The following is a 25,541-nucleotide window of genomic DNA, read 5'->3' as shown; positions in this document are numbered from 1 at the left end:
GAGTTTATGGCACAGTACTGTTTGACGATGCGCGGTATTAACAAAAGCTATGGCGGCGTGGCTGCGGTTCAGAATGTGGATTTCTCGCTGAAGCACGGCGAAGTGCATGCTCTGATTGGTGAAAATGGCGCCGGGAAATCGACGCTGTTGAATATCCTGTCTGGCGTGCGGGCTGCGGATTCCGGTGAAATTCTGGTGGAAGGGCAGATAATTCAGATGAAAAATCCGCTCTCCGCGCGTCATGCCGGTATCGCCATGATCCATCAGGAGTTGCAACATGTTCCTGAACTTTCCGTCGCTCAGAATATGTTTCTCGGCAGACCATTGACAAAATTCAACGGGATATTTGTCGATAAAAATGCGCAGTACCGCCGGGCAATGTCCATACTCCGGCGTCTGGATCCGACGATTAATCCCAATGAGCCGATCAAAAATCTAAAGGTGTCCCAGCAACAGATCGTGGAGATTGCCCGGGCGCTGCTTGACGAGGCAAAAATTATTGCGATGGATGAGCCGACATCCAGCCTGACGCCAACGGAGTTCGAACGGTTGGCGGAGCTGATTTCCGATCTGAAATCGATGAATGTATCGTTGATTTATGTCTCTCATAAGATAAATGAAATTTTTAAAGTCTGCGATCGCGCAACCATCCTGCGCGATGGTAAACAGGTCGGCGTGGTGAATATCTGCGACGAAACGGAAGAGACCATCGTTACCAAAATGGTGGGGCGCAAGATTGAAAAAGTGCGGCATCAGTCCTTTGCCTCCGATCGGGAAGTGTTGCGCGTCGAAGACCTGGGACGCGATGGCGCCGTGCGTTCGGCCAGCTTCAGCGTAAAAGCCGGGGAAGTGCTTGGCATTGCCGGCCTGGTGGGAGCAGGACGCACCGAATTGCTGAAGCTGATCGCCGGTATTGATGCCAAAACCAGCGGCAATATCCTGGTTGAGGGCGTGGCGGTTAAAAATCACAATGTCAGCGCCGCTATCCGCGCGGGGATCGGGCTGGTTCCGGAGGATCGTAAAAAAGAGGGCATTATTAAAGAGCGAGCGGTAAAAATGAATTTAGCGCTGCCTTCCATGGGGAAATTTACCCGTTACGGACTAATTAAAAAAATAAAGCTTAATCAGATCGCGCTGGATGTCATGACCGAACTGAGGCTGCGTCCGCTGAATATTGAAAAACCGGTGGGGACATTAAGCGGCGGCAATCAGCAGAAAGTTATTATTGGCCGCTGGGTTGCGGCAGATAATAAAGTTTTTCTTTTTGATGAACCGACCCGGGGAATTGATATTGGCGCCAAATCTGAAATTTATAATTTGATAGAAAAACTGGCGCAACAGGGGAAAGCCATTGTCGTGGTTTCCTCTGAAATGCCGGAAATTATTCGTATCTCAGACAGAGTGCTGGTTATGCGTGAGGGAAAAATTACCCGGGAACTAAAAGGCGATGATATCACTGAGGAAAATATCGCGCGCTATGCGATAAGCGATCTGGATTAAAAAACAGGATCTGTCACCTACAAATATTTTTTAAGGCCATTATTATGATGACTCAAGATAATGCTCAGTCGAAAATGCCGCTTTCTGCGTTATTTAAGTTCAATGTGCGTGATGCCGGGACGCTTATTGGTTTATTAATTATTGTGGTCACGTTTTCTTTTCTCTCTCCGGTATTTATGACCGTCCCTAATCTGTTGAACATATTACAACAGTCGTCGATTAACGGCATTATTGCCCTCGGGATGACGCTGGTCATTATTTCCGGCGGTATTGATCTTTCTGTCGGACCGACGGCGGCATTATCGGCGGTGCTGGGGGCGACGCTGATGGTATCTGGCGTTCCCGTTCCTCTTGCCGTAATGGCGACTCTGGGTGTCGGTGCGCTCTGCGGCGTATTCAGCGGCACGCTGGTGGCGTATGCCGGATTACAGCCCTTTATCGTCACGTTGGGCGGTTTATCGCTGTTTCGGGCGCTGGCGCTGATTTTTACCAATGGCAATCCTATATTTGGCATACCGATGGAGTTTCGCAATATTATCAACAGCGGGTTATTCGGTGTTCCGATCCCGATTGTCATTGTGATTACTATTGCGCTGGTCCTCTGGGTCGTAATGAATAAGACCCCGCTGGGAGAATACATTCTCGCCGTTGGTGGTAATGAAGAAGCTGCGCGCGTCGCTGGCGTGCCAGTAAAAAGAACCAAAGTCACCGTATTTGTTATTTCAGGCATGTTAGCGTCTCTGGCTTCTCTTATTCTGATTGGCCGGCTGGGCGCCGCCGAGCCGACCATGGGCAATTTATGGGAACTGGATGCCATCGCCGCGGCCGCTATTGGCGGGGCTTCTTTAATGGGGGGAAAAGGCAGTGTGATTGGCACCCTGATTGGCGCCGTTATTTTGGGATCCTTGCGTAACGGATTGACACTTCTGAATATTCAGGCGTTTTATCAATTGCTTGCTACTGGCCTTATTATTATCATAGCGATGTTGATTGACAGAGCGACGCGAGGCAAGTAATGAATCAAGATCCGCGAGCAATAGGCGCAAAAATTCGCATGAGATTGCCACACCTGACGCCACTGGAAAGGAAAGTTGTCGATTCTATTACGTCCAAAACGGATTTTTCCGAGCAGACTTCATTAAAAGAAATTGCGCTGGAAAATAATGTTTCTGAGGCAATGGTCGTAAAGTTGGCTAAAAAACTTAATTTTTCTGGTTTTCGGGATTTCAGAAGTAGTTTGATTTATTACAACTATTCTGAAGTGGCAAACCTTCATGCTGAAATTGAGCCGGATGACTCGTCGGAGAAATTACTTGAAAAGGTTTTCAGAACGTCAATACAGGCCATAGAAGAAACCCGGTCTATTATTGATATTTCTGAATTTAACCGTGCTGCTGATATTCTTTTTAAAGCCAGACACATCGATTTATATGCAGTCGGCGGTTCCGCGACCGTCGCCCGGGACCTGTCGCACAAGCTCCTTAAAATCGGGATAAAAACGACGGTCTACGATGATGCCCATATTATGCTGATGTCAGCAGCGGTCTTATCGGATGATGATGCGGTAGTCGCTATTAGCCATTCCGGTGCTACCCGGGCAGTGAATGATCCCATCAAACTCGCTGCGCGCAATGGCACCAAAGTGATTGCCATCACCAATTATGCCGAGTCGCCTATTGCGCGTAATGCGCATGTGGTTCTCAATTCAACCTCTCAGGGATCGCATTTGCTTGGGGAAAATGCCGCGTCACGTATTGCTCAGTTAAATATACTGGATGCATTGTTTGTGGCGATTGCGCAAAAAGATCTGAAAACAGCGGAAAAGAATCTGATGAAAACCCAGCAGGCGGTCCAGAACCTACGAGAATACTAGCATGGGTAAAATTTTAGTCACTGGCAGCCTCCATTACGACATCATGATTCAGGCGGATCATCGTCCGGAAAAAGGCGAAACGGTTATCGGCAGCAACTGTTCATATAAATTTGGCGGTAAAGGCGGCAATCAGGCGGTGTCAGCGGCCAGGGCGGGAGCGCGGGTGAGTTTTGCCGGCGTGGTTGGCGCGGATGATCAAGGGCATTTTTTACGTGCGGTGCTGAACGAGCATGGCATTGATACCCGTTATGTCGCGGTGACGGACGCGGTTCCCTCCGGCATCAGCGTGGCGCTGATGGACGCGCAAGGCGACTACGGCGCCGTGGTCGTCTCCAATGCCAACAACCATATTGAACCTCAGCAGTTTAGCGATGATAACCTGTGGCGGCAGGTAAACATGTTGCTGCTACAAAATGAAATACCGGAAGCGGCTAACCTGCAAGCGGCAACGCAAGCCAAGCGGCGGGGCGTTACCGTATGCCTCAATGCGGCGCCTGCACGTAAACTCGGCGCGTCAATGCAATCGTGTGTCAATTTACTGGTGGTTAACGCGATAGAGGCTCGGGACCTCAGCGGTGTCGCGGTCCTGAATTTGCAAGATGCCTGCTCCGCGGCGGAGATCCTGAGTCGTACCTATCCGGCGGTGGTGGTCACCGCTGGCGAACATGGGGTTGCGTTTTGTGAAACCGGGCAATCCAGCCAATCCTTGCCGGCGAAGAAAATTGAGTTGGTTAGCACTCATGGCGCCGGAGATTGCTTTATGGGGATGCTGTGTACCTCTTTGTTGCAGGGGCGGAGCTTGGCGCAGTCAGTGGCTGATGCCAACCTGGCTGCCGCAGAACACGTATCGCGCAAGGCCTGCTGATTTCTTGTTGCTCCGTTGACCGGGTTCTGGCCAATCAGGAGAACGGCCGGAATCCCGGGGTGAACGGTTTTCCCAGGCTGGCGCGCAGTTTCCTCAGGCGGATATTCAGCGGTAAAGCGTCCCTGCCTCGGCGCCCATGATGATTGCCGCCGCGCTGGCGTTACCTGAGATTCCGCTGCTGAGCTTATTTACCGACCGCCGATTACTGGCGGCTGGGCGCGATTTTCGGCGGCGCCTTTTTACTGCTGCTGATTGCGACCGGTCTGCTATGGATGCCGCTGGTGCTTCATTAACGAACGCGGGGTGAAGAACGAGACAGACGAACAGGGCCGCAGCTGCGATCCTGTTCATGAAAATACGCCTCTGTTCTTGCCGTTAAGTGTAGCGAGAAAATCAATGTCATTACTCTTTACTATTCGATGGTTTTATGACCTTTCGTAGAATAAAAATCTGGTAATTTTAATTAAGAGTTAAATAATTGCCAAACTATCTAATATTTGCATTTTATGGGTAAGGTTATTTTATTTATGACGCAGTGAATTGTTCTGTGTAAAGTAAAAAAATAGGATGAAATCGTTATGATAAATTAAATTTAATCATGGTTTTTGATTCTGATTTTAATTAGATAATTAACTATTTCATTCCCAATGAAATTAAAAGGCATAAAACATATCGTTTTTCCTTTAATTGAAACTGAATGATTATTTGTGGTTTTTACCGGTTTTTTCAATTGATTCTGTAGAAGTTGTTTTTTTAACTTATTGTTTTTAGATGATTTAATTAATTAACTGTTCTTTTTACATGCTCTTCTATATAGGCGTTGACCGCTGATTTGTGTTGTGTGTATGATCCAATCCCGGAAAATAAATGTATTGAAAGACTTTGGAAGGCGATTTTTTCGCCGTTAAAGTCATACATTCACATTTCGAATATGATTTTTTTTCTTTCTTTGTTAATGCGGTTTTTATTTATTTCATCTCGCGGGTCGAAAAGCAAATAGCCTATTTGCTTGTCGGATAGCCGGCCATTTTATGGATTATGGCGGGTATTTGGCAGGAGTCGACTTTTACTTCCCCGGGCCCGAGTGCCCTTACGTTGGTATAGACATATGGCAAATGGAACTGACGGTGCATCTGTCGCACCAAAGGAACGTATTAATATCAAATATGTCCCGGCCACTGGTGGTCAGCAGGCAGAAATAGAATTGCCGTTGACGTTGATGGTTGTGGGAAATATGAAGGGGCGCACAGAGGAAACTCCGATCGAGGAACGCCAGACGGTATCGATCGATAAGAACAATTTTACCTCGGTGATGAAAGAGGCAAATCTGGAACTGAATTTCAGTGTCCCGAACCGTCTTGAAGAGGACTCTCAGGACGATCTGCCGGTGAAACTGAGTATTTCTTCTCTGAATGATTTCTCCCCCGATCGCGTTGCCCAGCAAGTCCCCGAATTGCGTAAATTGCTGGAGCTACGCGAAGCGCTGGTTGCCCTGAAAGGGCCCCTCGGCAATATCCCCTCCTTCCGTAATCGTTTGCAGGACCTGTTGTCCAGCGAAGAAGCCAGAGAGCAACTGCTTAAAGAGTTGGATCTGGTAAAACCCGCCGAATAAGTGATGTTTATTGACGAGATAGGGAAACGAATATGTCAATAGTTGAAGAACAGGCCCAGGCAGGGGCGACCAGCGCCTCTGGTTCGCTGCTTGATGAAATTATGGCTCAGGCGCGTATTACGCCGGTTGATGAAGGGTATAGCGTTGCCAAGCAGGGTATTGCCGCGCTGGTTGCCAACATCCTTGACAGTGGCAATGCGGCGGAACCGGTGAATAAAGCGCTGGTCGACAGCATGATCGTCGAACTGGACAAGAAACTCAGCAAGCAGGTCGACATGATTCTGCATGCGAAAGAACTCCAGGATCTGGAGTCTTCCTGGCGTTCGTTAAAACTGCTGGTCGACCGCACCGATTTTCGTGAAAACATCAAACTGCTGGTGTTGCACGCGACCAAAGAAGAACTGTTGGAAGATTTTGAGTTTGCACCGGAAATCACGCAGTCCGGTTTCTATAAACACGTTTACTCCAGCGGCTACGGCCAATTCGGCGGCCAGCCAATCGGTGGCGTAATCGGTGATTATGCCATGACGCAAAGTTCGCCGGATATCAAACTGATGCAGTATGTCAGCGCGGTTGGCGCCATGGCCCACGCGCCGTTTATTTCTTCCGTTGCGCCAACCTTTTTCGGCGTCGATAGCTTCACCGATCTGCCCTCCATCAAGGATCTGAAATCAGTTTTTGAAGGCCCGGCCTATACCAAATGGCGTTCGCTGCGTGAGTCTGGCGATGCCCGTTATCTGGGGCTGACTGCGCCGCGGTTTTTGGCGCGCCTGCCTTATGACCCGGTTGAAAATCCGATTAAAGGCTTTAATTACAAAGAAGATATCAGTTCCAATCATGAGCATTATCTGTGGGGAAACACCGCCTATCTGATGGGGTCGGCGTTGACGGACAGCTTCGCCAAATACCGCTGGTGTCCGAACATTATCGGCCCGCAAAGCGGCGGCGCAATCACGGATTTGCCTGTGCATGTTTATGAAGCCATGGGGCAACTTCAGGCCAAGATCCCGACGGAAGTGCTGATTACCGATCGTCGTGAATATGAAATGGCCGAAGAAGGCTTTATCACGTTGACGATGCGTAAAGACAGTGACAATGCCGCCTTCTTCTCTGCCAACTCAGTGCAGAAGCCCAAAGTGTTTCCGAACACCAAAGAGGGAAAAGAGGCGGAAACCAACTACAAGCTGGGAACTCAACTGCCGTACATGTTCATCATCAACCGTCTGGCTCACTACATCAAGGTGTTGCAACGTGAGCAGATTGGCGCGTGGAAAGAGCGTCAGGATCTTGAGCGTGAGTTGAATACCTGGATTAAACAGTACATTGCCGATCAGGAAAATCCGCCGGCGGATGTGCGTAGCCGTCGTCCTCTGCGTGCTGCGCAAATTAAAGTGCTGGATGTGGAAGGCGAGCCAGGTTGGTATCAGGTCACCATGTCAGTGCGCCCGCACTTCAAGTACATGGGGGCAAACTTTGAACTGTCGCTGGTAGGGCGTTTGGATAAGGAATAAGACTCATGCCGTCTCTTTCTGCCTGGGAAAGGGGAAATGCGGCAAGTCTGTTCGATCGTATCCGGGGGGAGGAGAAGCGCTCTTCCCCTGAAAAGGATGTTGAGGCACTGATCGAGTCCGTGAAGCGTCAACTGGACAATGTGCTCAACACCCGGCCTGGAAATTGTCGCAGCGCACCTGAGCTTGGCGTGATTGATTTTAATGACGCGACGCAAGGCGGTGCGGATATCCGGGGGAAAATCCGGGAGGCGATCCGGCAGTGTATCTGTCGCTTTGAACCTCGAATTGTTCATGTGGAAGTTACTGCGTCGGACTATTTGTCTAATCCGATGGAGATGTCGTTTCAGGTCACCGCCCATGTCAGGCTGGAAGAACTGGAACAGGTCACCTCTTTTAATATTCACATGGATAGCCACCGCCACTACAGAATGATCTGATTATGTCACTGGAACATTTTTTCAGGGATGAGCTGACCTATCTGCGCCTGCAAGGGCGTGAATTCGCCAAGGCGCACCCTGAGCTTACCCGATTTTTGTCAGAACAGACCACGGATCCGGATGTCGAGCGGCTGCTGGAAGGGTTCGCCTTTCTGACGGGGAGCCTGCGGGCGAAGATCGAGGATGAGTTTCCGGAACTGACACACGGCCTGCTGGGCATGCTGTGGCCGAATTATCTGCGTCCGGTACCGAGCATGACCATTATGCAGTTTTCGGTACTCCCCGGCGCGATTGCTCAGCCCGCGTTTGTCGAACGTGGTTGCGAGCTCGATAGCCTGCCGGTTGACGATGTGGTTTGCCATTTTCAGACCTGTCACGATGCCTGGATCTACCCGGCGGATATTCATCAGATTAACGTACAAAGCGGCAACGATCTTTCGACGATTACGTTGGATATCGGACTGCACGGTCCGCTGTCATTAGGCTCCCTGCAACTTGATAAACTGCGCTTTTATCTTGGCGGCGATACGTACACGGCCTACGAACTTTATTTCTGGATCGCCAGTCAGCTGTCGCACATCGAGCTGGAAATTGAGGGTAAACGTTTCCGTCAGGAAGCCAGCGTGCTGAAAACGGTCGGTTTTGAGCGGGAAGATGCGCTCTTGCCGTATCCCGGCAATGTTTACTCCGGTTATCGCATTTTGCAGGAATATTTTTGTTTTCCGGAAAGTTTCCTGTTTTTCCAACTCGCTGGCGCACTATGGCCGGATCTGCCGCTGACGGTAACCGCGTTCCGTCTCCATTTCTGTTTTGATCGCCCGCTGCCTGCGGATCTGAAGATCCGGCCGGATTCATTCATGCTCAACTGCGTGCCGGCGATTAATCTGTTTCAGCATGATAGCGAACCTATCAATCTCAGCGGACGCCAGACGGATTATCCGCTGAAAGCCAGCTATCGCAATGCCGATAGTTTTGAAATTTTTTCTGTGGATAAGGTCGAGGGTTGGGTCGAAGGACATGCCGGCCGCTCGCGCGGTATTCCGCGCGTTTATCAGCCGTTTGAAAGTTTTCAGCATCAGATCGAACGGGCGAAAGGCAGGCTGGCGCTCTATTACCGTATTCGGGTGCGGGAAGCCGTCAACGGCAACGGCTTTGAGCACCTGCTTTCGTTTGTGCGTGGCGACGAGCGGGAAGCGATCGATCTGGATGAGTCCATCTCGGTGAGCCTGACCTGCACCAACCGCTCCCGTGCCGCGCAGCTTCCTGTGGGATCGATCTGTGTGCCAACGGGCAGTTCGCCGTCTTTCGCCACGTTCCGTAATCTGATGCGCCCGACCCGGCCGCTGCGTCCGGCAATGGACGGCAGCCTGCACTGGACGCTGATTTCCAACCTGTCATTGAACTACGTGTCGCTACTGCGTCGTGACGCACTGGTACAGATTCTGCGTACCTACGATTTCCCCGCGCTGCACGATAAGCAGGCTGAACAGGCGTCGCGCAAGCGGCTGGCGGGGATTGAATCTATCGAAACAACACCGATTGACCGGTTGGTGCAAGGCATGCCGGTTCGCGGTCTGAAATCAGTCCTGTCGGTGCGGCAGTCTGCGTTCTCCAGTGAAGGGGAACTGTATTTGTTTAGCACCGTGCTGGCGCATTTTTTCTCGCTGTATGCCAGCGTCAACGCCTTCCACCTGCTGGAGGTGGTCAACATCGATAACAAGGAGCGCTACCGATGGCCGGTACAGATAGGTCAGCACTCACTGATGTGACGTTCCGCCAGGATGTATCACGCTTTAACTTTTTCCAGCTGGTGGAGCTGCTTAACCAGCTGGAAGGCGTGGATCTGGAACAGGAGCTGGATTTTCGCCCTGAACAGGAGCGGCTGCGTTTCCGGTCCACCGCCTCAATTGGCTTTCACCCCAGCGATATCTTGCAGGTGGGGTGCGACGAAGAGGGAAGACAGGAGCTGGAGGTCGCTTTTCTCGGGCTGCACGGCAGCCAGTCGCCAATGCCCGGCTATTACCTTGAGGAGCTGGCCTGGGAATACGCGCAAGGCGAACAGAAGCTGGGCGTGTTTCTTGATTTCTTCCATCACCGCTTACTGACGCTACTCCACCGCGCATGGCGTAAGTATCGCTATCACGTCCGTTTCCAGAATGACGGCGAGGATGGTTTCTCCCGGCTGATGTTCGCGCTCGTGGGGTTGGGAAATGACGCCGTGCGCGACAGCCTGCCGGTTAACCGCGCCAAGATGCTCTCCTACGCGGGATTGCTAGCCAGCCCCAGCCGTTCCCCGGAAGTGGTGGCGGGACTGGTGATCCACTGTTTCGACCTGGATGACGTTGAGGTCATGGCCTGGCAGCGCCGTCGGGTGCCGATTCACGAAGGACAGCAGAACCGGCTGGGCAAAGCCAACATGATGTTAGGCGGCGATTTTGTCATCGGCGACAAGGTGAATGACTGCGCCGGTAAATTTCTGCTGAGGGTCGGCAATCTCAGCTTTAGCCGTTTTCTCAGCTTTTTGCCCAACGGCGAGCACTTCCAGCCGCTGGTGCGTTTCGTCTCTTTCATTCTGCGCGATCAGCTTGCCTGGGATCTGCGTCTTGGCTTCGCCGAAGGCGAAGCCAAAGGACTGAGTCTGGGAAATGAACAAAGCTGCCGGCTGGGATGGAGCAGTTTTCTCGGGCAGCCGCCCGCCGACCCCTATGTGACCATTTGTGTGCAGGAGTAAATGTGAACGTAATCCATACACTCACGTTAGTTGTTCTCAATAGCGAACAGCTGGATATCAACTCTCAGGTGCAGCATCAGTTTGATCTCCGCGGCGGTACGCTGGGGGCATCGGAAAAAGACCAGTGGCAACTGCGGGATCGCCTTGGCGCCGTACTGCCGGAACATGCGCGAATCGAAGTGGTCGACGGTCATTTCAGCCTGTGCGATCTGAGCGGACAGTCTTTCATCAACGGCTCGCTGTCCCCGATCGGGCGGGATCGCAAGGTCATTCTTTCGCACGGTGACGAACTGGTGATCGGCCCTTTCCGGCTGGGGGTCTATCTCGGCGATCCTACGACGGAACAGGATATCGATCAGGTATTAGGCCAGCGCACGGAGGATGTGCTGGGGGGATGGTTACGCGAAGAGAAAACCGGACAGCCCGCTGATAGCGAAGCCGCTACCGATGTGTTCAACGATCCGCTGTTGGCGCTACAGCGGGAACAGAGCCAGGCACTGCTGACATCGGACGGCGAGCGCGCAGGCGAATCGCTGTCGACCTCTCTTTCTTCTTTTTCTGCTGTTGAGGACACCATGGATCAGAAATTTGTGGAATTACCGACCATTAATAACACGCATGCGGTAGACGGGTTGGAAGGATACATCGACGGCAGCGCGCTGGCGCCTTTGCTGCGCGGGTTAGGGCTTTCTCTTCAGGTTGACGATGAGGCGCGTTTGCGCGACACGCTGGAAGAGATGGGGAAAAGCCTGCGGGCGATGATCGAAGGCCTGCTGGCGTTGCAGGCCGGACAGGCCGCGCTGGCGGATACGCACCTGCGTCCGATTGAGGATAACCCGCTCCGTCTGGGGCTGGACTATGCGGATACGCTGCCGTTGCTGTTTGCTGACGGGAAAAGCCCGGTTCACCTCTCCGCGCCCTCCGCCATTGCTGAGGTATTGAATAATGTGCGGGTGCATCATCTGGCCAATCAGCAGGCGATCGCCATTGCGCTGGAAAGCATTCTTCAGGCGTTTTCCCCGGCCGCGCTGCTTAACCGGTTTGAGCATTACCGCCGCAGCGGCGAGCAACAGATCGCCGACGATGGCTGGGCATGGCAAATGTATCAGCACTACTACCGCGAACTGACTTCGCCGCGTCAACAGGGGTTTCAGAAACTGTTCCATCAGGTTTATGCGCAGGCGTATGACCGGGCCGTGCGTCAGCAGCAGGAGCAAAAATAATGCTCCGGGCACTGTGTTTATGCTCTCTGATCGTGCTGCTGTCGGGCTGTACCACGCTGGGCAAGATGGCGCAGGTCGCCGCCAATCCGGATATTCAGGTCGGCAGTAACGAGCATCAGCCTTCCACGGTGGGATTCAGCCTGCTGGCAGAGCCGGACGTCAATCCGAACGAGAGCGGCGAGGCGGCTCCCATCGAATTCCAGCTGGTTCTGCTGGCGGAAGATTCCCGCCTGTTGGCGACCGACTATGACCAGATCACGACGGATATAGAGAAAGCGCTGGCCAAGAACTACGTCGATCATCAGGACTACACGCTGTTGCCGGGGCAGTTCAAATATCTGCCGCCGTCGGCGCTGGATGAAAAGGTTCACTACATCGGGGTGGTTGCCCGTTACGCCGACCCGGAAAGCGCGGAGTGGCGTAAGGTTATCAAGCTGAAAAACACCGGGCGAACGTATCAGATCCTCGTGCACCTGCGCCGGGATGAAGTCGAAATTAAAAAAGACCAAGAAGAAGAATAATTATGTCGAGTCGGAATCGGGTTATCTGGCGGGAAGGTCTGTTTATCAAACCGCAGCATTTCCAACAGCAGCAAAGACACACGGACTTTGCGCTGCACGCGCGCCTCAGCGCGCTCAGTGACTATTTTTATGGTTTGCAATCGCTGACCATCAATGAGGAGTACCTGAACTTCGGGCGTATCGCGCTGGTGAACGCCAGCGGCGTCATGCCGGATGGCACGGTTTTCAATATCCCCGGTGATGACGCGCTCCCGATGCCGCTGGAGATCACCGATGTCGCACTGGCGAATCAAAAGGTGTACCTGGCGCTGCCGCTGGCGGTGAATGGCGTGAGCGAAATCGGTCAACCGGGGCAAGGCATCGCCAGTCGTCTGCAATCGCATCGCCATGATGTACGCGATCTGCACAGCGACAACGGCGATATCGTTTCTCTGGAGGTAGGGAAAGTCAGCCTGCGTCTGATGCTCGATCGCGACGATCGCAGCGCCTACGCCTCGCTGGCGATTGCCAATATTTTGGATAAACGGCCTGACGGCGGGCTGGTGCTGGACCCCAACTTTATGCCGTGCAGCATCAGCGTCACCGCCATTCCAGCCCTGAAACGCTTTTTGGGCGAATCAGCCGGGTTGGTCGCTGAACGGGCGCGCAGTCTGGCGCAGCGTATTGCCGCGCCGGGCCAGCAAGGCGTGGCGGATGTGGCGGAATTCATGATGCTGCAACTGCTCAACCGCGCTCAGCCCAGGCTGTCGCATCTGGCGCGCCTTGGCACGCTGCATCCAGAGCGGTTGCACGAAACGCTGGTGGAACTGTGTGGCGAACTGATGACGTTTACCGATGAGTCGCGTCTGCCGCCGGAGTTTCCCGCCTATCGCCACGAACATCAGCAGGCCAGCTTCGAGCCGCTGATGATTGCGCTTCGTCAGGCGTTGAGCACGGTGCTGTCGCCGCGCGCCGTCTCTATCCAACTGAAGAAACAGCCGTATGGCGTGACGGTGGCAATGGTTGGCGATGCGGAACTGATGACCAGCGCCGAGTTTGTGCTGGCGGTACGGGCGCGTATGCCGCAGGAGCACCTGCGTAAGCAACTGCTGCAACAAACCAAGATTGCCTCCAGCGAGAAGATCCGTGAACTGATCAGCCTGCAATTGCCCGGCGTACCGCTGCTGCCGCTACCTGTCGCACCGCGTCAGCTGCCTTACCACGCGGGCTATAGCTATTTCCAGTTGGACAGACAAAGCCCCTCCTGGCAGGTGCTGGTTTCCGGCAACACGTTGGCGTTCCATATCGCTGGCGAATTCCCGGAACTGGATATGCAGCTCTGGGCCATCCGCAGCCAGTCGTAATGAGAGGAAGAGATGAGCATCGACGTCATTAAAAACGAGCAACTGGGCGACCTGCTTTATGACCACGCCCGTCAACTGGATATGGATTCCGATTACTGGTTCCGCCTGCGCGGACAGAGCATTAATCCGATGATTGATGCGGTCACGCCGCTGTTGGGAATGGTGGAGCGGGTACGCCAACTGTCTGCGTACGACGGTGTCGCGGATCTTTATCAGCGCGTGGTGTCTGAAATTCAGGCCATCGAGCAGGAACTGCATTCTCACGGTTATGAAAACGGCGTGATCCTGTCGTTCCGCTACATCCTGTGCACGTTCATTGATGAAGCCGTTATGGGCCGGGAGTGGGGCGGACAAAGCATGTGGTCCGCCCATTCGCTGCTCACCCGTTTTCACAATGAAACCTGGGGCGGGGAAAAAGTCTTTGTTCTGCTGGAGAAACTGCTGGACGAGCCGGCGCGCTACCGTGACATTCTGGAGTTCATCTATCTCTGCCTCTGCCTGGGTTTTGAAGGGCGCTATCGGGTTATGACGCAAGGTCGTGAAGAGCTTGACCGCGTTGTGCGTAAGCTTCACGACACGTTACGTCCTGAACCCGCCAATTCACCGACGGTATTCCACCTCAATCTGGGACAGCAGGCGTCGCGCTATCAACTGCGCAGACAGCTGTCGCTGAAAACCCTGTTTATCGGCATGTGCGCGGTACTGGCTGCGGTATTCGGCCTGTACCGCTACCAGCTAACTCATCAAACCCAGGACGTGCTGCGTCAACTGGGAGAATTATTACAATAACAGGAGCTATTCCGTGATTCGAATTGAACTGCCGACGCTGGTTGAACGACTCAACCCCGTGTGCCGCCATATGCTGGAAGAGGCGGCGGTACTCTGTATCCAGCATCAGGGCGCGGAAATCCGCATTGAACACCTGTTGATGAAAATGCTGGAAACGCCGCTCTGCGATGTGCGCCAGATCTTCAAACGCGCCGGTGTCGATGCCGACGAACTGTCCTCGCTTCTCCAGCCTTCTTCTGTCGATAAAGGGTTTGATGCCGGCTACCCTTCATTTTCCCCGCTGTTGCTGGAATGGTTACAGGATAGCTGGCTGCTGGCTTCCGCCGAATTCCAGCACGCGCACTTGCGCAGCGGCGTGCTGTTGCTGGTATTGCTGATGACGCCGAATCGTTATTTGTCGGGCCCGGCATCCCGCCCGCTGGCGCAAATTAACCGTGAACTGCTGCGTCAGCAGTTTGATGAATGGGTGAAAGATTCGGTTGAAACCGAGGTGGCGCCGACATCGGCGACGATGCCGGAACAGACGGCGGCCGCGGCCACACAGCTATCCCGCTATACTCAGAACGTGACCGAAGCCGCCCGTCAGGGGCAGTTGGACCCGGTGCTGTGCCGCGATCGTGAAATCGATTTGATGATCGATATTCTCTCCCGTCGTCGTAAAAACAACCCGATTGTGGTCGGCGAGGCCGGCGTCGGTAAAAGTGCGCTGATCGAAGGGCTGGCGTTGCGTATCATCGCGGGGCTGGTGCCGGAAAGACTGCGTGACGTGGAGCTGCTGACGCTGGATTTGGGCGCGATGCAGGCTGGCGCATCGGTTAAAGGCGAGTTTGAAAAACGTTTTAAAGGCGTGATGCAGGAAGTGAAAACCGCGCCGCGCCCCGTCATTCTGTTTATCGATGAAGCGCATACCTTGATCGGGGCAGGGAATCAGGCGGGCGGGCTGGACGTCTCCAACTTGCTCAAGCCCGCTCTGGCGCGCGGTGAACTACGCACGATTGCCGCCACGACCTGGAGCGAATACAAAAAATACGTCGAGAAAGACGCGGCGCTTTCCCGTCGCTTCCAACTGGTGAAAGTGGGGGAGCCGAACGCGGAAGAAGCGACCGTAATCCTGCGCGGGCTGCGCGGTATTTATGAAAAAGCGCACGGCGTCCTGATCGATGAAGACGCGCTTCAGGCGGCGGCTCATCTGTCCGCCCGCTATATTTCCGGCCGTCAACTGCCCGATAAGGCTATCGATGTGCTGGATACCGCCAGCGCCCGCGTAGCGATCAACCTGACAACGCCGCCGCGTGCCGTCAGCCAGTTGCAGACGCGCTTGCGTCAACAGGAAATGGAAATTACCCAACTTGAGCGTCAGGGGCGCATTGGCTTAGGCGAGACAGCGGACAGACTGGCAGCGCTGCGCGACGACCGTGAGGCGGGCGCGGCCGAATTGGCGCAGCTGGAGGCGGACTGGCAACAGCAGAAAATACAGGTACAGCGCGTTATTGAACTGCGCACCGCTCTGCTGGATGACGAACAGCCTGACGACTTCGATACCGATGCCGCGGCCGCGGAGTTGGCCGCCTGTGAGCGCGAGCTGGAGGCGTTGCAGACCTCTTCGGTGCGGGTTTCTCCCCACGTGGATAAAACCCAGATTGCGGCGGTGATTGCCGAGTGGACGGGCGTACCGCTTAACCGCATTTCGCAAGGAGAAATGGATGTCGTCACGCATCTGCCGTCCTACCTTGGCGAAACGATCAAAGGCCAGACGCTGGCGATTGCCCATCTGCATAAACACCTGCTGACAGCGCGCGCGGATCTGCGTCGTCCCGGTCGTCCGCTGGGCGCTTTCCTGCTGGTGGGGCCGAGCGGCGTCGGTAAAACGGAAACCGTCGTCCAGATCGCCGACCTGATGTTTGGCGGACGTAACTACCTGACCACCATCAATATGTCGGAATATCAGGAGAAACATACGGTATCGCGTCTGATTGGTTCGCCGCCGGGCTACGTCGGGTTTGGCGAAGGGGGCGTGTTGACCGAGGCGATTCGCCAGAAACCCTATTCGGTGGTGTTGCTGGATGAAGTAGAGAAAGCCCATCCGGATGTGCTCAACCTGTTTTATCAGGCGTTCGATAAAGGCGAACTGGCCGATGGCGAAGGCCGGGTGATCGACTGCCGCAACGTGGTGTTTTTCCTTACCTCCAACCTTGGATTCCAGACGATTGTTAACTATGCCGGGCAGCAGGATGCGTTACTGGATGCGCTCTATCCCGAACTGGCGGCGTTCTTTAAGCCAGCGTTGCTGGCTCGTATGGAGGTGATTCCTTATCTGGCGCTGGATCACGCCACGATGGTCGAGATTGTTCAGGGCAAGCTGGCGCGCCTGATTTCGCTGTTGCAACAGCGCTTTGGCGCCGAGGTCATTATCGAGGATACGGTGCCGGAAGAAATTCTGCGGTTGGCCAACCGTAGTGAAAACGGGGCGCGTATGCTGGAATCGGTGATTGACGGCGCGCTGCTGCCGCCAGTATCGCTGCAACTGTTGCAGCGTATGTCGTCGGGGCAGCCGGTCAGCCGTATTCATTTCCGCGTCGAAGAAGGCCAGTTCCAGACCGAGGTGGAGGGCTGAGTATGCAACAAGCCCTCGAGCTGGCGCTTGCGCTCACCCGGCAGCGTGATGAATCCGGCCTGTGCGACTGGCTGTTGGACACGATACAGGCAATCTGGCAACCGCAGGGGATGCTTCTGGGGATGGTGGATGTCAGCGGCAGGCAGTTGACCTGCAATGGACGGATACATAACACGCCGGTTTCGCTGATGTTGGGGGTGGATGATTTCAGCCACCCGCTGTCCTTCACGCTGCATAAAAATCAGGCGCGCACCTGGGATTCTCTTTATGGCGGCGCCCGGATTGAGCACCGTGAATTTCGCCAGATACTGTTCTCCGCCGGTTCGTCCTGCGGACTGCATGCGCAGCCGCTGTTGTCGGACAGCGGCAAGCCACTGGCGGTATTGGCGCTGCTGGATACGCCGGAACGGTTGCAGGCGCTGCATCGCAGCGGGAATTGCGGGCGTCTGGGGCAGGTGTTCTGTCGCCAGTTGGCGCTCTTGCGTGAACTGGTGTTCACGCAGCGGGAACAGATGGCGCTGAGACATTCGCTACGTCAGATCAAGGATGAAGGCGCGCATCGGCGCGAACGGGAAAAGCGGGTGGAAAACACGCTGATAGGCCAGTCTGCGGTGGTGAAAGAACTGCATCAGCAGATTTATCAGGCGGCAAATCATCGCCTTTCGGTACTGATCCAGGGGGAAACCGGCTCCGGTAAAGATGTGGTGGCGCGCCTGTTGCACCAGTGTTCGGATTGCGCCGACAAACCGTTCGTTGCAATCAACTGTGCCGCGATCCCCGAGAATCTGATTGAAAGCGAACTGTTTGGCTATCGGAAAGGGGCGTTTTCCGGTGCCCAAGGTAATAAGGTTGGGCTGGTGGAACAGGCCAATGGCGGCACCTTGTTTCTGGATGAAGTCGGTGACATGCCGCAGTCGATGCAGGCCAAGCTGCTGCGGGTACTGGAAACCCATAGCTTCCGCCCGCTCGGCGCGGACAAGGAAAGCCATTCTGACTTCCGGCTGATTGCGGCCACTCACCAACCGTTGGAGCAACAGGTTTCCGAAGGCGTATTCCGTCAGGATCTCTACCATCGTCTCTGCCAGTGTCTGTTGCAGGTGGCGCCACTGCGCGAGCGCCCGGATGATATTCGCCTGCTGTGTGAACATTTCATCGTTCAGTTTGCCCATCAGCGCCAGAAACATATCGGCCCCCTTAATCGTACTTTCCTCAGGCAACTGGTGGGGTATGACTTTCCCGGCAATGTGCGGGAACTGCGAAATCTGCTGGAGGTCGCCTGCGCACATACGCCGGACGGGGAACCGCTGTCGCTGGCGGCGTTGCCGCCGGAACTGCGCGACAGGCTGGTGGGCGGCACGGCGCAGACGCAGAACGATTTTCAACATATTCATGATTTGCGTATTGCCACGCAGCAGTACGAGGCCGCCGTTATTGAGGCCCGTTTGCGGCAGTTTCAGGGCAACCGCCTGCTGGTGGCGGAAAGCCTCAACATTCCGAAACGCACGCTCGATCATAAATGCCAGAAACTGGAGGTGAACTGATGTTTCTGACGATGATTCCGCTTCTTTTGGCAACGGCGGGCACTCCCGATCCCGCCTGGCGATCGCTGTGGGAACAGTGCCGTAATGAGACGGCGCCGGAAATTCGTCTGGCCTGCTACGACGCGCTGGGCCGCGAAGCCGAACGTTCGGGCGCGATCGCGTCGCAGGACGGTAAGGCGGCAGGCGGCGCTTTCCAACTCGAACGTGAAGCCGACAGCGGCAATATGACGCTGACGCGTAAGTTAGCGGACGGCAATGTGCTGGTGATTAGCTGCGCCGCGAATATCACGCATCTGAGGCTAATCCTCCGTCAACCCTGGGCCGGGGAGGTTGTCACCTCACAGCTGGATGGCATCACGGTTCCGGATGGCTGGTTTGTTCGCAACCGTGGGCAACTGCTGGAGTCCGGGCGCGGATTACCGGCGATTGACGCGTTAAAGCGCTGGATCGGACAGCGTGAACTGGTGCTGAGCGGCGCTGACGGCAACGTTTTGCGTATTGAGCTTGCCGGACTGGGCGAGGCACTAAGGCCGCTGCGTCAGCAGTGTCGCTGGTAAAGGAGACGCGCATGCATTCACACCCCTGGTGTAAACGCCTGTTGACGCCGTTGCCTGATGAGATGCTGCGGGCGGCCGTGGCGGCTGACGATCCGCTGTGGGAAAAGGTGGAAACCGATCTGGTCAAACTGGGGTCGCTGGCGCACAGCCAGGTGGACCTGAACGCGGTGGCGGGTTATTGCCTGACACTGCTGGAAAGCCGAACCAAGGATATGCGGGTTCTGGTGCAGCTGCTGCGCTGTCTGCAACACCCGGCGAAAGCGACGCCGTTGGCGACGGCAATGATGTTGCTGGACGACTGGCTGGAACAGTATTGGGTGGTGGCCTGGCCGGCCAGCCCGGTACAGAAGCAGCGATTGATGATTCAGATCCTCCGGCGTTTCGAAAGCGCGCAACCCCGCATGGCGGAGAGCGCGTCCGGGGCTGAGCTGGAACAATTGCATCAGTTGGCGGAGCTGGTGGCGGAACGTTGGCGCAATCTGGCCGGTGACAAAGCCGGCCTGGTGGATGAACTGGTGCAGGGGTTCAAGCGTGTCCGGCAGCGTCAGCAGGCGCAGGAAGAGGCGAATCGGGGGGCGGCGGCGTCTGCCGCGTCCGCCAGCCCCGGCCGGTCAACGGGACCGGACAGCGTCAGCGAAAGCGCCGCCGCGCCAGCCGGTTCGGTGGAGATCAATTCCGCCGATGAGCGCGGCTGGCGGCAGACGCAGTTGAACGTAGCGACGCTGCTGGTTGAACGTCAGCCGGATGCGCCAATCGGCTATCGGTTGCGGCGTCATGCCATCTGGTCGGGTATTACCACGCCGCCGATGGCGTCCCGCGGTAATAAAACCCAACTGGCGCCGGTCTCGCCCGATCGCGTGGATGAATATCACAGCGCGCTGGCACAGGCCGATCTGGCGTTGTGGGAACGTATTGAGCAAAGCCTGACGCTGGCGCCGTATTGGTTTGACGGCCATATGCTGTCGGCCTCGGTGGCGTCCCGGCTGGGTCATACCTCCATTGCCCATGCCATCGCCGAAGAGCTTTCCGCGTTTCTTCAGCGTCTTCCAGAACTGCGTGAATTGACGTTCAGCGATGGATCGCCATTTTTGACGGGCAAATGCAACCAGTGGCTGCAAGCCAGCCAGCCTGTTAGAGGCGGTGGGGCGCGACAGGACGATCTGGCGACGGAGGCCGCCGCCTGTCGGGATGAAAAAGGGATCGCCGCGGCGCTGTCGCTATTGGACGAGCGCATGCGTCGCCTGAAAGAGCCCCGCGATCGCTTCTATGCCGAGCTGGTGCTGGCTGATCTGCTGGCGGAAGACGGTATGAAGGCGTTGGCGGCACAGCACTATCAACACCTGTGGCAGGAAAGCCAGCAATTGGGCCTGATGCAGTGGGAACCGGGTATGGTCAGCCGTGTGGAACGGTTGGCCGCGTCCCGCAAAAAATAAGACATTCGGAGTGAATGGTTACTTATGTTTAAAACAATCATAACCTTTCTGCGTAAGCAGTTGCCGAAACTGAAACCCTCCTGGCTGCTGTTGGGAATGGTTCTGTGGGTCGTGGTGCTGGTGCTGGCCTGGTGGCTGGGACCGCGATTGACATTGGGCGATGCGCGCCCGTTACAGGGAATAGGCGGGCGGGTGGTTTTCACCCTGATCTGGCTATGGCTTGCCTTCGCCTATAGCGCCTGGCGGGTATGGCGCCGCGTTCGGCAACTACGCGCAGAGCGCCATGAACAGCAGATCGTTGAGCAGGATCCGCTACAGGTGTATGTCGATAGCCAGCAGACGTTCCTCGACCGCTGGCTGGAGACCTTCCAGAATCAACTGGGTAAAAAAGCGCTCTATGCCATGCCCTGGTATCTGGCTATCGGGTTGGCGGGCAGCGGTAAAAGCAGCCTGATTCATCGCGCCAATCCGGCGAACAAACTGAATCCCAGACTGGATGCGGAACTGCGTGATGCCGCGGCGGGGCAGCAGGTCAGCAGTTGGGTCGGCGAGTCGGCGGTGGTTTGGGATCCCAGCGGGCAGTTGCTCGCGCAGCCTGAGCTGGAGGGCGACGCGTTGGGGCACCGCCATGCGCGGTTGTGGCAACATCTATTGCAATGGTTAAGTGAAAACCGCCGCCGTCAGCCTCTCAATGGTCTGGTGCTTACGCTGGATATTTCCTGGCTGGCGCAGGCCGGCGTCGCGGAACGTAAAGCCTACGCACAGGTGATGCGGGCACGCTTGCAGGAAATTTCCGTGAACATCAATACGCGTCTGCCGCTGTATATCGCGCTGACCCGGCTGGATATGCTGAGCGGATTCGATAAGGTGTACCGTCAACTGAATCGTGAAGCGCGTCAGGCTGTGCTCGGGGTGACGTTTACGCCGCAGGCCAGCCATGGCAAAGGCTGGCTGGAAGAGCTGGATTGTTTCTGGGATGAGTGGATCACGCACCTTAACGACAATCTGCCCGACATGCTGATGAGCCAATCAGACAGAAACGTGCGCAATACCCTGTTCGCGTTTGTCCGGCAGTTGGCGGGGCTGAAAGATTATGTTGCGGAAGTGCTGACGGAAATGTTGACGACGGGGGAGGAACAGGCGTTTCTGGTTCGTGGCGTTTACGCCAGTTCGGTTTACCAGCAGGGCGTGCCGTTCGATGCGTTTGCGCAGTCCGCCTCGCGGCGCTATCAACTGCCGGAGCCAATCAATACCGCGATGCGCGGTGAATCGACAACCTTCTTTGTGCAGCGCCTGTTCCCGGACGTCATCTTCCCGGAAGCGAGTCTGGCCGGAGAAAACCGTCTGCACAGTCTGTACCGCCGGCGTCGGCTGAGTATCGGTATCGGCTGCATGTTGGTCGCCGGTCTGGTGATGATTGGCAGTTGGCACCATTTCTATCGCGTTAATGAAGAGGCCGGACGTAACGTATTGACCAAGGCGCAGGCGTTCATCGGCACTAACGAGCTGGAAGGGCAACCGGGCTATGGCTACCAGCAGTTACCACGTCTGAACCTGATTCGCGACGCCACGTTATCCTTTGGCAATTATCACGAGCGCACTCCGCTGCTGGCCGATCTCGGCCTGTATCAGGGCGATAAAATCGGGCCTTATGTTGAAGGCACCTATCTGCAAATGCTGAATCAGCGCTTTTTACCTGCGGTGATGCAGGGGCTGCTGGAAGATTTGCATCAGGCGCCGGCCAACAGTGAGCAAAAACTGACGATTCTGCGCGTCATGCGGATGTTGGACGATGCTTCTGGACGCAACAACGCGCTGGTAGAACAGTTTATGACGCAACGCTGGCAGCGGGCGTTCCCCGGTCAGGGACGGGTGCAGGAACAGCTGATGCAGCATCTGGATTATGCTCTCGACCATACCGACTGGCATCATGCCCGTGAGCAGAAAGATGCGACTGCCATCAGTACCTTCGAACCCTTCAAAGAGCCGATTGCGCTGGCCCAGCGCGAGCTCAGCAAGCTGCCGATGTATCAGCGTGTATACCAGAGTCTGGTGATGAAGGCGACGCAGGTACTGCCGCCGGATTTGGCGATCCACGACGAAGTGGGGCCCACGTTTGATCCGGTATTTTCCCTGCGCAATGACAAGGCGGGAAGTATTCCGCGCCTGCTGACGTATCCGGGCTTCAGTGATTATTACCTCAAGCAGGATAAGGCGCTGCTGGAGTTGACGGCGCTGGATGCCTGGGTGCTGGGGCAGCGTGAGCGGGCGCAATTCAGTGAAGCGGATCGCCGGGAAATTCTGCGTCAGGTGAATGACCGCTACATCACCGACTACATCAACCAGTGGCAGAAGGTGCTGGCCAACATTGATGTGCAGGCGCTGGAAAGTCCGGAGCAGGCGCTGGACATCCTCACGGATATCACCGGCAACGACCAGCCGTTTCAGCGGGTGTTGACGACGGTGAGTGATAACACCCGGATTCGCAAGCTGGCCGACGATGATAACGATACGGCGCAGAACATCAATACGCGCATCGGCCGTCCGTTTATGACCGTCAATGCGGCACTCAGCGGCCGCGGCGAGCAGGGCCCGTTGGTACAAGAGGTCAATCAGAAACTGACCGACCTCTACCACTATCTTGATCAGATAGTGAACGCGACCGATCCAGGGCAGGCGGCGCTGAAAGCGCTACAGGTTCGCCAAGGCAATAAATTTGCCGATCCGGTATTCGCGCTACAGCAGTATGCCCGTAATTTGCCCGCCCCGTTGGATCGCTGGGTAGGGCAACTGGCAAGCGAAAGCGCCAGTCTGGTTACCGGTCTGGCGATGTCGTCACTGAATCAGGCATGGTTGGATAAAGTGGTGACGCCATTCAATGAGAAGCTGGCGGATCGTTATCCCTTCGATCCTTCCTCTGATAAAGATGTGCCGCTATCGGAAATGGAACTGTTCTTTATGGTCGGCGGGACGTTGGATAGCTTCTATCAGAGCAACCTCAAAGCGATGCTGGAAGACGGCGGCGCCTCGTCGATACCGGCAGATCTGGTGAAACAGCTGGAGCGCGCCGAGCGTATTCGTCAGACCTTGTTTAATGCGCAAGGCAGCCTGGAAGTGCATTTCGTGCTGGAACCGCTGGAGCTGACGGCCAATAAACGGCGCAGCGTGTTGAACCTCGACGGTCAGCTGCTGGAATACAGCCATGGCCGCCGCCAGAAGACGCCCCTGGTGTGGCCAAACAGCATGCGCGACGGCGCAGAAAGCAAGCTGACGCTGGTGCCGGACGATCGCGAGCGTTCACCGCGCAGTTTGAGCTACAGCGGGCCGTGGGCGATGTTCCGCCTGCTTAATAGCGATCAGCTTACGCAGGTTAACGAGAACACCTTCGATGTGCGTTTTTCATTGGAGCAGGGGGCGATGACGTATCGCGTTTATACCGATGCCAGCCATAACCCCTTTGCCGGCGGGCTGTTCAGCCAATTCAGGCTGTCTGACTCTCTCTATTAACCCGGAGGGAGTCTGATGAGGCTCCCGATTGCTGGATGACGCGATATGCAAGATGCACAACAGTCCCTGAAGGTGGGGCGGGATCCACGGATGTTGCCCGAGTATGAAGCGCTACGGGCGGAGATTAATAAGCTGAGCCATGCCTCTCGGCCGGATATTGACTGGCGGCTGGTGCATGACATGGCGACCACCATCTTTGAAAAGCAGGGGGTGGATCTCCAGACCGCGATCTACTTTACGCTCGCGCGCTCGCGGTTGGCCGGATTGAATGGCTTTACCGAAAGCTGTGAATTTCTGGCGAACCTGATCGTAACGCAGTGGGATAACTTCTGGCCGCCCGTTCATCAGGAGCGGGCACGCATCGAAATGCTGGACTGGTTTATCGCCCGTATCAGCGAGGTTATTCGTCAGTACGCCATCAGTCATGAACACAAACGGCTGGTGTATCGCTGCGAACGTGCGTTGCAGTTGATGAGCGAGAAATTGCATAACTCGGGGCTGAGCCGTATTCCTCGCGTGGAAAACCTGCTGCATTTCATTGAAGGCTATACCCATTTATTTGATGAAACCGAGATTGTGATTGTGTCGGACGAGCAGGCGCTGAAAAAGCAGGACATGCAGATCCCGCCAATGGTGTTTTTCCAGTCGGATATGGAACCTGCCGCCACTCACGGTGGCGATTCCTCTGCATCGGAGCAGGCGCCTTTGCCTGTCGGCAGCATTCTCGTCGGGCGGGAGAAAGGGCAGATGAAACCTACCGTATTGAAAATTGAAGCGCATCGGAAGCAAAAGCCAGCCTGGTTCTGGTTCGTCTCCGGGCTTCTGACCTGTGCTCTGCCCGTAGCGGCCATCGCAGGCTGGCAATATTGGCAGGGACAGGAAACGCAAGCGCAGGCGCTGCTGCAACAGCCTGCTTACGCGTTGCCGAGCGCCCCCGATCATAATGACATTCGTCGCGTGCGGATTGCGTTGGGCGAACAAAAGCTACAGGGCATGGAAAGTGAGTTGATCAACCGCTATCAGGCGCAACTGGAGCAGGTGACAAACGCATCGCCTTTCTATCTGTATCAGTATGGCGACGGGTTGAAAAATGTCATGCAGCAGCTTTATCCGGATTCGCTGGCTGTGAAAGAGATGGAGCGCCAGTGGCAGCTTTCTCTGGATCGTCAGCAAGGGGATCAGCCGCGGACAACGGGCTATGAGCAGGCGCGCGCCGGCGTGAATGACACATTGCAACAACTGCTTGAGCTTGAACGTCAACGGCGCACCGTCACTATTTCGTATCTGAAATCAAAGCTCTATGACATGCAAAAAGATCTGATATCGGATGTCCCGTTCACGATCCGCCTGCGGGAGCTTGAGGCTCGTAAAACGAAGCGTCAGCCGCTGACGCCGGCGGAATTGCGCGGTATAGAGGATGAGCTGCGTTCGTTCAATATTCGCCTGTATCGCTTGCAGCAAGGGGAAGACGCCCGTTGACGAAC

General features: G+C 55.4%; 19 protein-coding genes and 1 pseudogene. All 20 read left to right on the top strand.

Going from position 1 to position 25,541, the window contains the following annotated elements; translation table 11 throughout:
* The first annotated feature begins 6 nt into the window (after positions 1-6).
* The 20 genes and pseudogenes from DDT52_RS12135 to DDT52_RS12040 all read left to right on the top strand — a co-directional run bounded on the left by DDT52_RS12135 (position 7) and on the right by DDT52_RS12040 (position 25,536).
* Positions 7-1,500 carry a sugar ABC transporter ATP-binding protein gene (locus DDT52_RS12135; protein WP_136156592.1) on the top strand — a complete coding sequence of 498 codons (1,494 nt, stop codon included), beginning with the start codon at positions 7-9 and terminating at the stop codon, positions 1,498-1,500.
* Positions 1,501-1,544: 44 nt separating this feature from the next.
* Positions 1,545-2,516 carry an ABC transporter permease gene (locus DDT52_RS12130; protein WP_109053555.1) on the top strand — a complete coding sequence of 324 codons (972 nt, stop codon included), beginning with the start codon at positions 1,545-1,547 and terminating at the stop codon, positions 2,514-2,516.
* Positions 2,516-3,373 carry a MurR/RpiR family transcriptional regulator gene (locus DDT52_RS12125; RefSeq protein WP_136156591.1) on the top strand — a complete coding sequence of 286 codons (858 nt, stop codon included), beginning with the start codon at positions 2,516-2,518 and terminating at the stop codon, positions 3,371-3,373. The genes DDT52_RS12130 and DDT52_RS12125 overlap by 1 nt, the downstream gene beginning before the upstream one ends.
* 1 nt (position 3,374) lies before the next feature.
* Positions 3,375-4,238, top strand: coding sequence for a ribokinase (locus DDT52_RS12120; RefSeq protein ID WP_136156590.1), 864 nt, complete (start codon positions 3,375-3,377; stop codon positions 4,236-4,238).
* Positions 4,239-4,362: 124 nt separating this feature from the next.
* A pseudogene (locus tag DDT52_RS12115) lies at positions 4,363-4,531 on the top strand (anion permease); the annotation flags it as partial.
* Positions 4,532-5,346: 815 nt separating this feature from the next.
* On the top strand, positions 5,347-5,850 hold the full coding sequence (gene tssB, locus DDT52_RS12110) for a type VI secretion system contractile sheath small subunit (protein ID WP_136156589.1): 504 nt from the start codon (positions 5,347-5,349) through the stop codon (positions 5,848-5,850).
* Positions 5,851-5,882: 32 nt separating this feature from the next.
* A complete protein-coding gene (gene tssC / locus DDT52_RS12105) occupies positions 5,883-7,361 on the top strand; it encodes a type VI secretion system contractile sheath large subunit (RefSeq protein WP_109053547.1) in 1,479 nt (492 codons plus the stop codon).
* Positions 7,362-7,366: 5 nt separating this feature from the next.
* A complete protein-coding gene (gene tssE / locus DDT52_RS12100; protein WP_109053546.1) occupies positions 7,367-7,798 on the top strand; it encodes a type VI secretion system baseplate subunit TssE in 432 nt (143 codons plus the stop codon).
* 2 nt (positions 7,799-7,800) lie between these two features.
* On the top strand, positions 7,801-9,567 hold the full coding sequence (gene tssF, locus DDT52_RS12095) for a type VI secretion system baseplate subunit TssF (RefSeq protein ID WP_136156588.1): 1,767 nt from the start codon (positions 7,801-7,803) through the stop codon (positions 9,565-9,567).
* Positions 9,531-10,529: a type VI secretion system baseplate subunit TssG gene (tssG, locus tag DDT52_RS12090; RefSeq protein ID WP_136156587.1), complete on the top strand. Its 999-nt coding sequence runs from the start codon at positions 9,531-9,533 to the stop codon at positions 10,527-10,529. The genes tssF and tssG overlap by 37 nt, the downstream gene beginning before the upstream one ends.
* A 2-nt stretch (positions 10,530-10,531) precedes the next feature.
* Entirely contained in the window at positions 10,532-11,752 is a 1,221-nt protein-coding gene (tagH, locus tag DDT52_RS12085) for a type VI secretion system-associated FHA domain protein TagH (protein WP_136156586.1), read from the top strand.
* Positions 11,752-12,273 carry a type VI secretion system lipoprotein TssJ gene (gene tssJ, locus DDT52_RS12080; RefSeq protein ID WP_136156585.1) on the top strand — a complete coding sequence of 174 codons (522 nt, stop codon included), beginning with the start codon at positions 11,752-11,754 and terminating at the stop codon, positions 12,271-12,273. Before tagH ends, tssJ begins: the two co-directional genes overlap by 1 nt.
* Positions 12,274-12,275: 2 nt before the next feature.
* The gene (tssK, locus tag DDT52_RS12075) at positions 12,276-13,616 is read left to right on the top strand and encodes a type VI secretion system baseplate subunit TssK (protein ID WP_109053541.1); all 1,341 of its coding nucleotides are present in this window, start codon (positions 12,276-12,278) and stop codon (positions 13,614-13,616) included.
* Positions 13,617-13,628: 12 nt separating this feature from the next.
* A complete protein-coding gene (icmH, locus tag DDT52_RS12070) occupies positions 13,629-14,405 on the top strand; it encodes a type IVB secretion system protein IcmH/DotU (protein WP_136156584.1) in 777 nt (258 codons plus the stop codon).
* 13 nt (positions 14,406-14,418) lie between these two features.
* Positions 14,419-17,019 (top strand): type VI secretion system ATPase TssH, encoded by a 2,601-nt coding sequence (gene tssH, locus DDT52_RS12065; RefSeq protein WP_136156583.1) that lies wholly within the window; start codon positions 14,419-14,421, stop codon positions 17,017-17,019.
* A gap of 2 nt (positions 17,020-17,021) precedes the next feature.
* Positions 17,022-18,560 carry a sigma-54 interaction domain-containing protein gene (locus tag DDT52_RS12060; protein WP_136156582.1) on the top strand — a complete coding sequence of 513 codons (1,539 nt, stop codon included), beginning with the start codon at positions 17,022-17,024 and terminating at the stop codon, positions 18,558-18,560.
* A complete protein-coding gene (gene vasI, locus DDT52_RS12055) occupies positions 18,560-19,117 on the top strand; it encodes a type VI secretion system-associated protein VasI (protein ID WP_136156581.1) in 558 nt (185 codons plus the stop codon). Before DDT52_RS12060 ends, vasI begins: the two co-directional genes overlap by 1 nt.
* A gap of 11 nt (positions 19,118-19,128) precedes the next feature.
* Positions 19,129-20,550 carry a type VI secretion system protein TssA gene (tssA, locus tag DDT52_RS12050; RefSeq protein ID WP_136156580.1) on the top strand — a complete coding sequence of 474 codons (1,422 nt, stop codon included), beginning with the start codon at positions 19,129-19,131 and terminating at the stop codon, positions 20,548-20,550.
* A gap of 24 nt (positions 20,551-20,574) precedes the next feature.
* A complete protein-coding gene (tssM, locus tag DDT52_RS12045; protein WP_136156579.1) occupies positions 20,575-24,057 on the top strand; it encodes a type VI secretion system membrane subunit TssM in 3,483 nt (1,160 codons plus the stop codon).
* 45 nt (positions 24,058-24,102) lie between these two features.
* Positions 24,103-25,536 carry a VasL domain-containing protein gene (locus tag DDT52_RS12040; protein ID WP_136156578.1) on the top strand — a complete coding sequence of 478 codons (1,434 nt, stop codon included), beginning with the start codon at positions 24,103-24,105 and terminating at the stop codon, positions 25,534-25,536.
* Positions 25,537-25,541: the final 5 nt, after the last annotated feature.

It is taken from the genome of Brenneria roseae subsp. roseae (assembly GCF_003115845.1).
Classification (GTDB): domain Bacteria; phylum Pseudomonadota; class Gammaproteobacteria; order Enterobacterales; family Enterobacteriaceae; genus Brenneria; species Brenneria roseae.
Note: the sequence above shows the minus strand (reverse complement) of the source record. Positions and strands in the feature narration are given on the sequence as shown.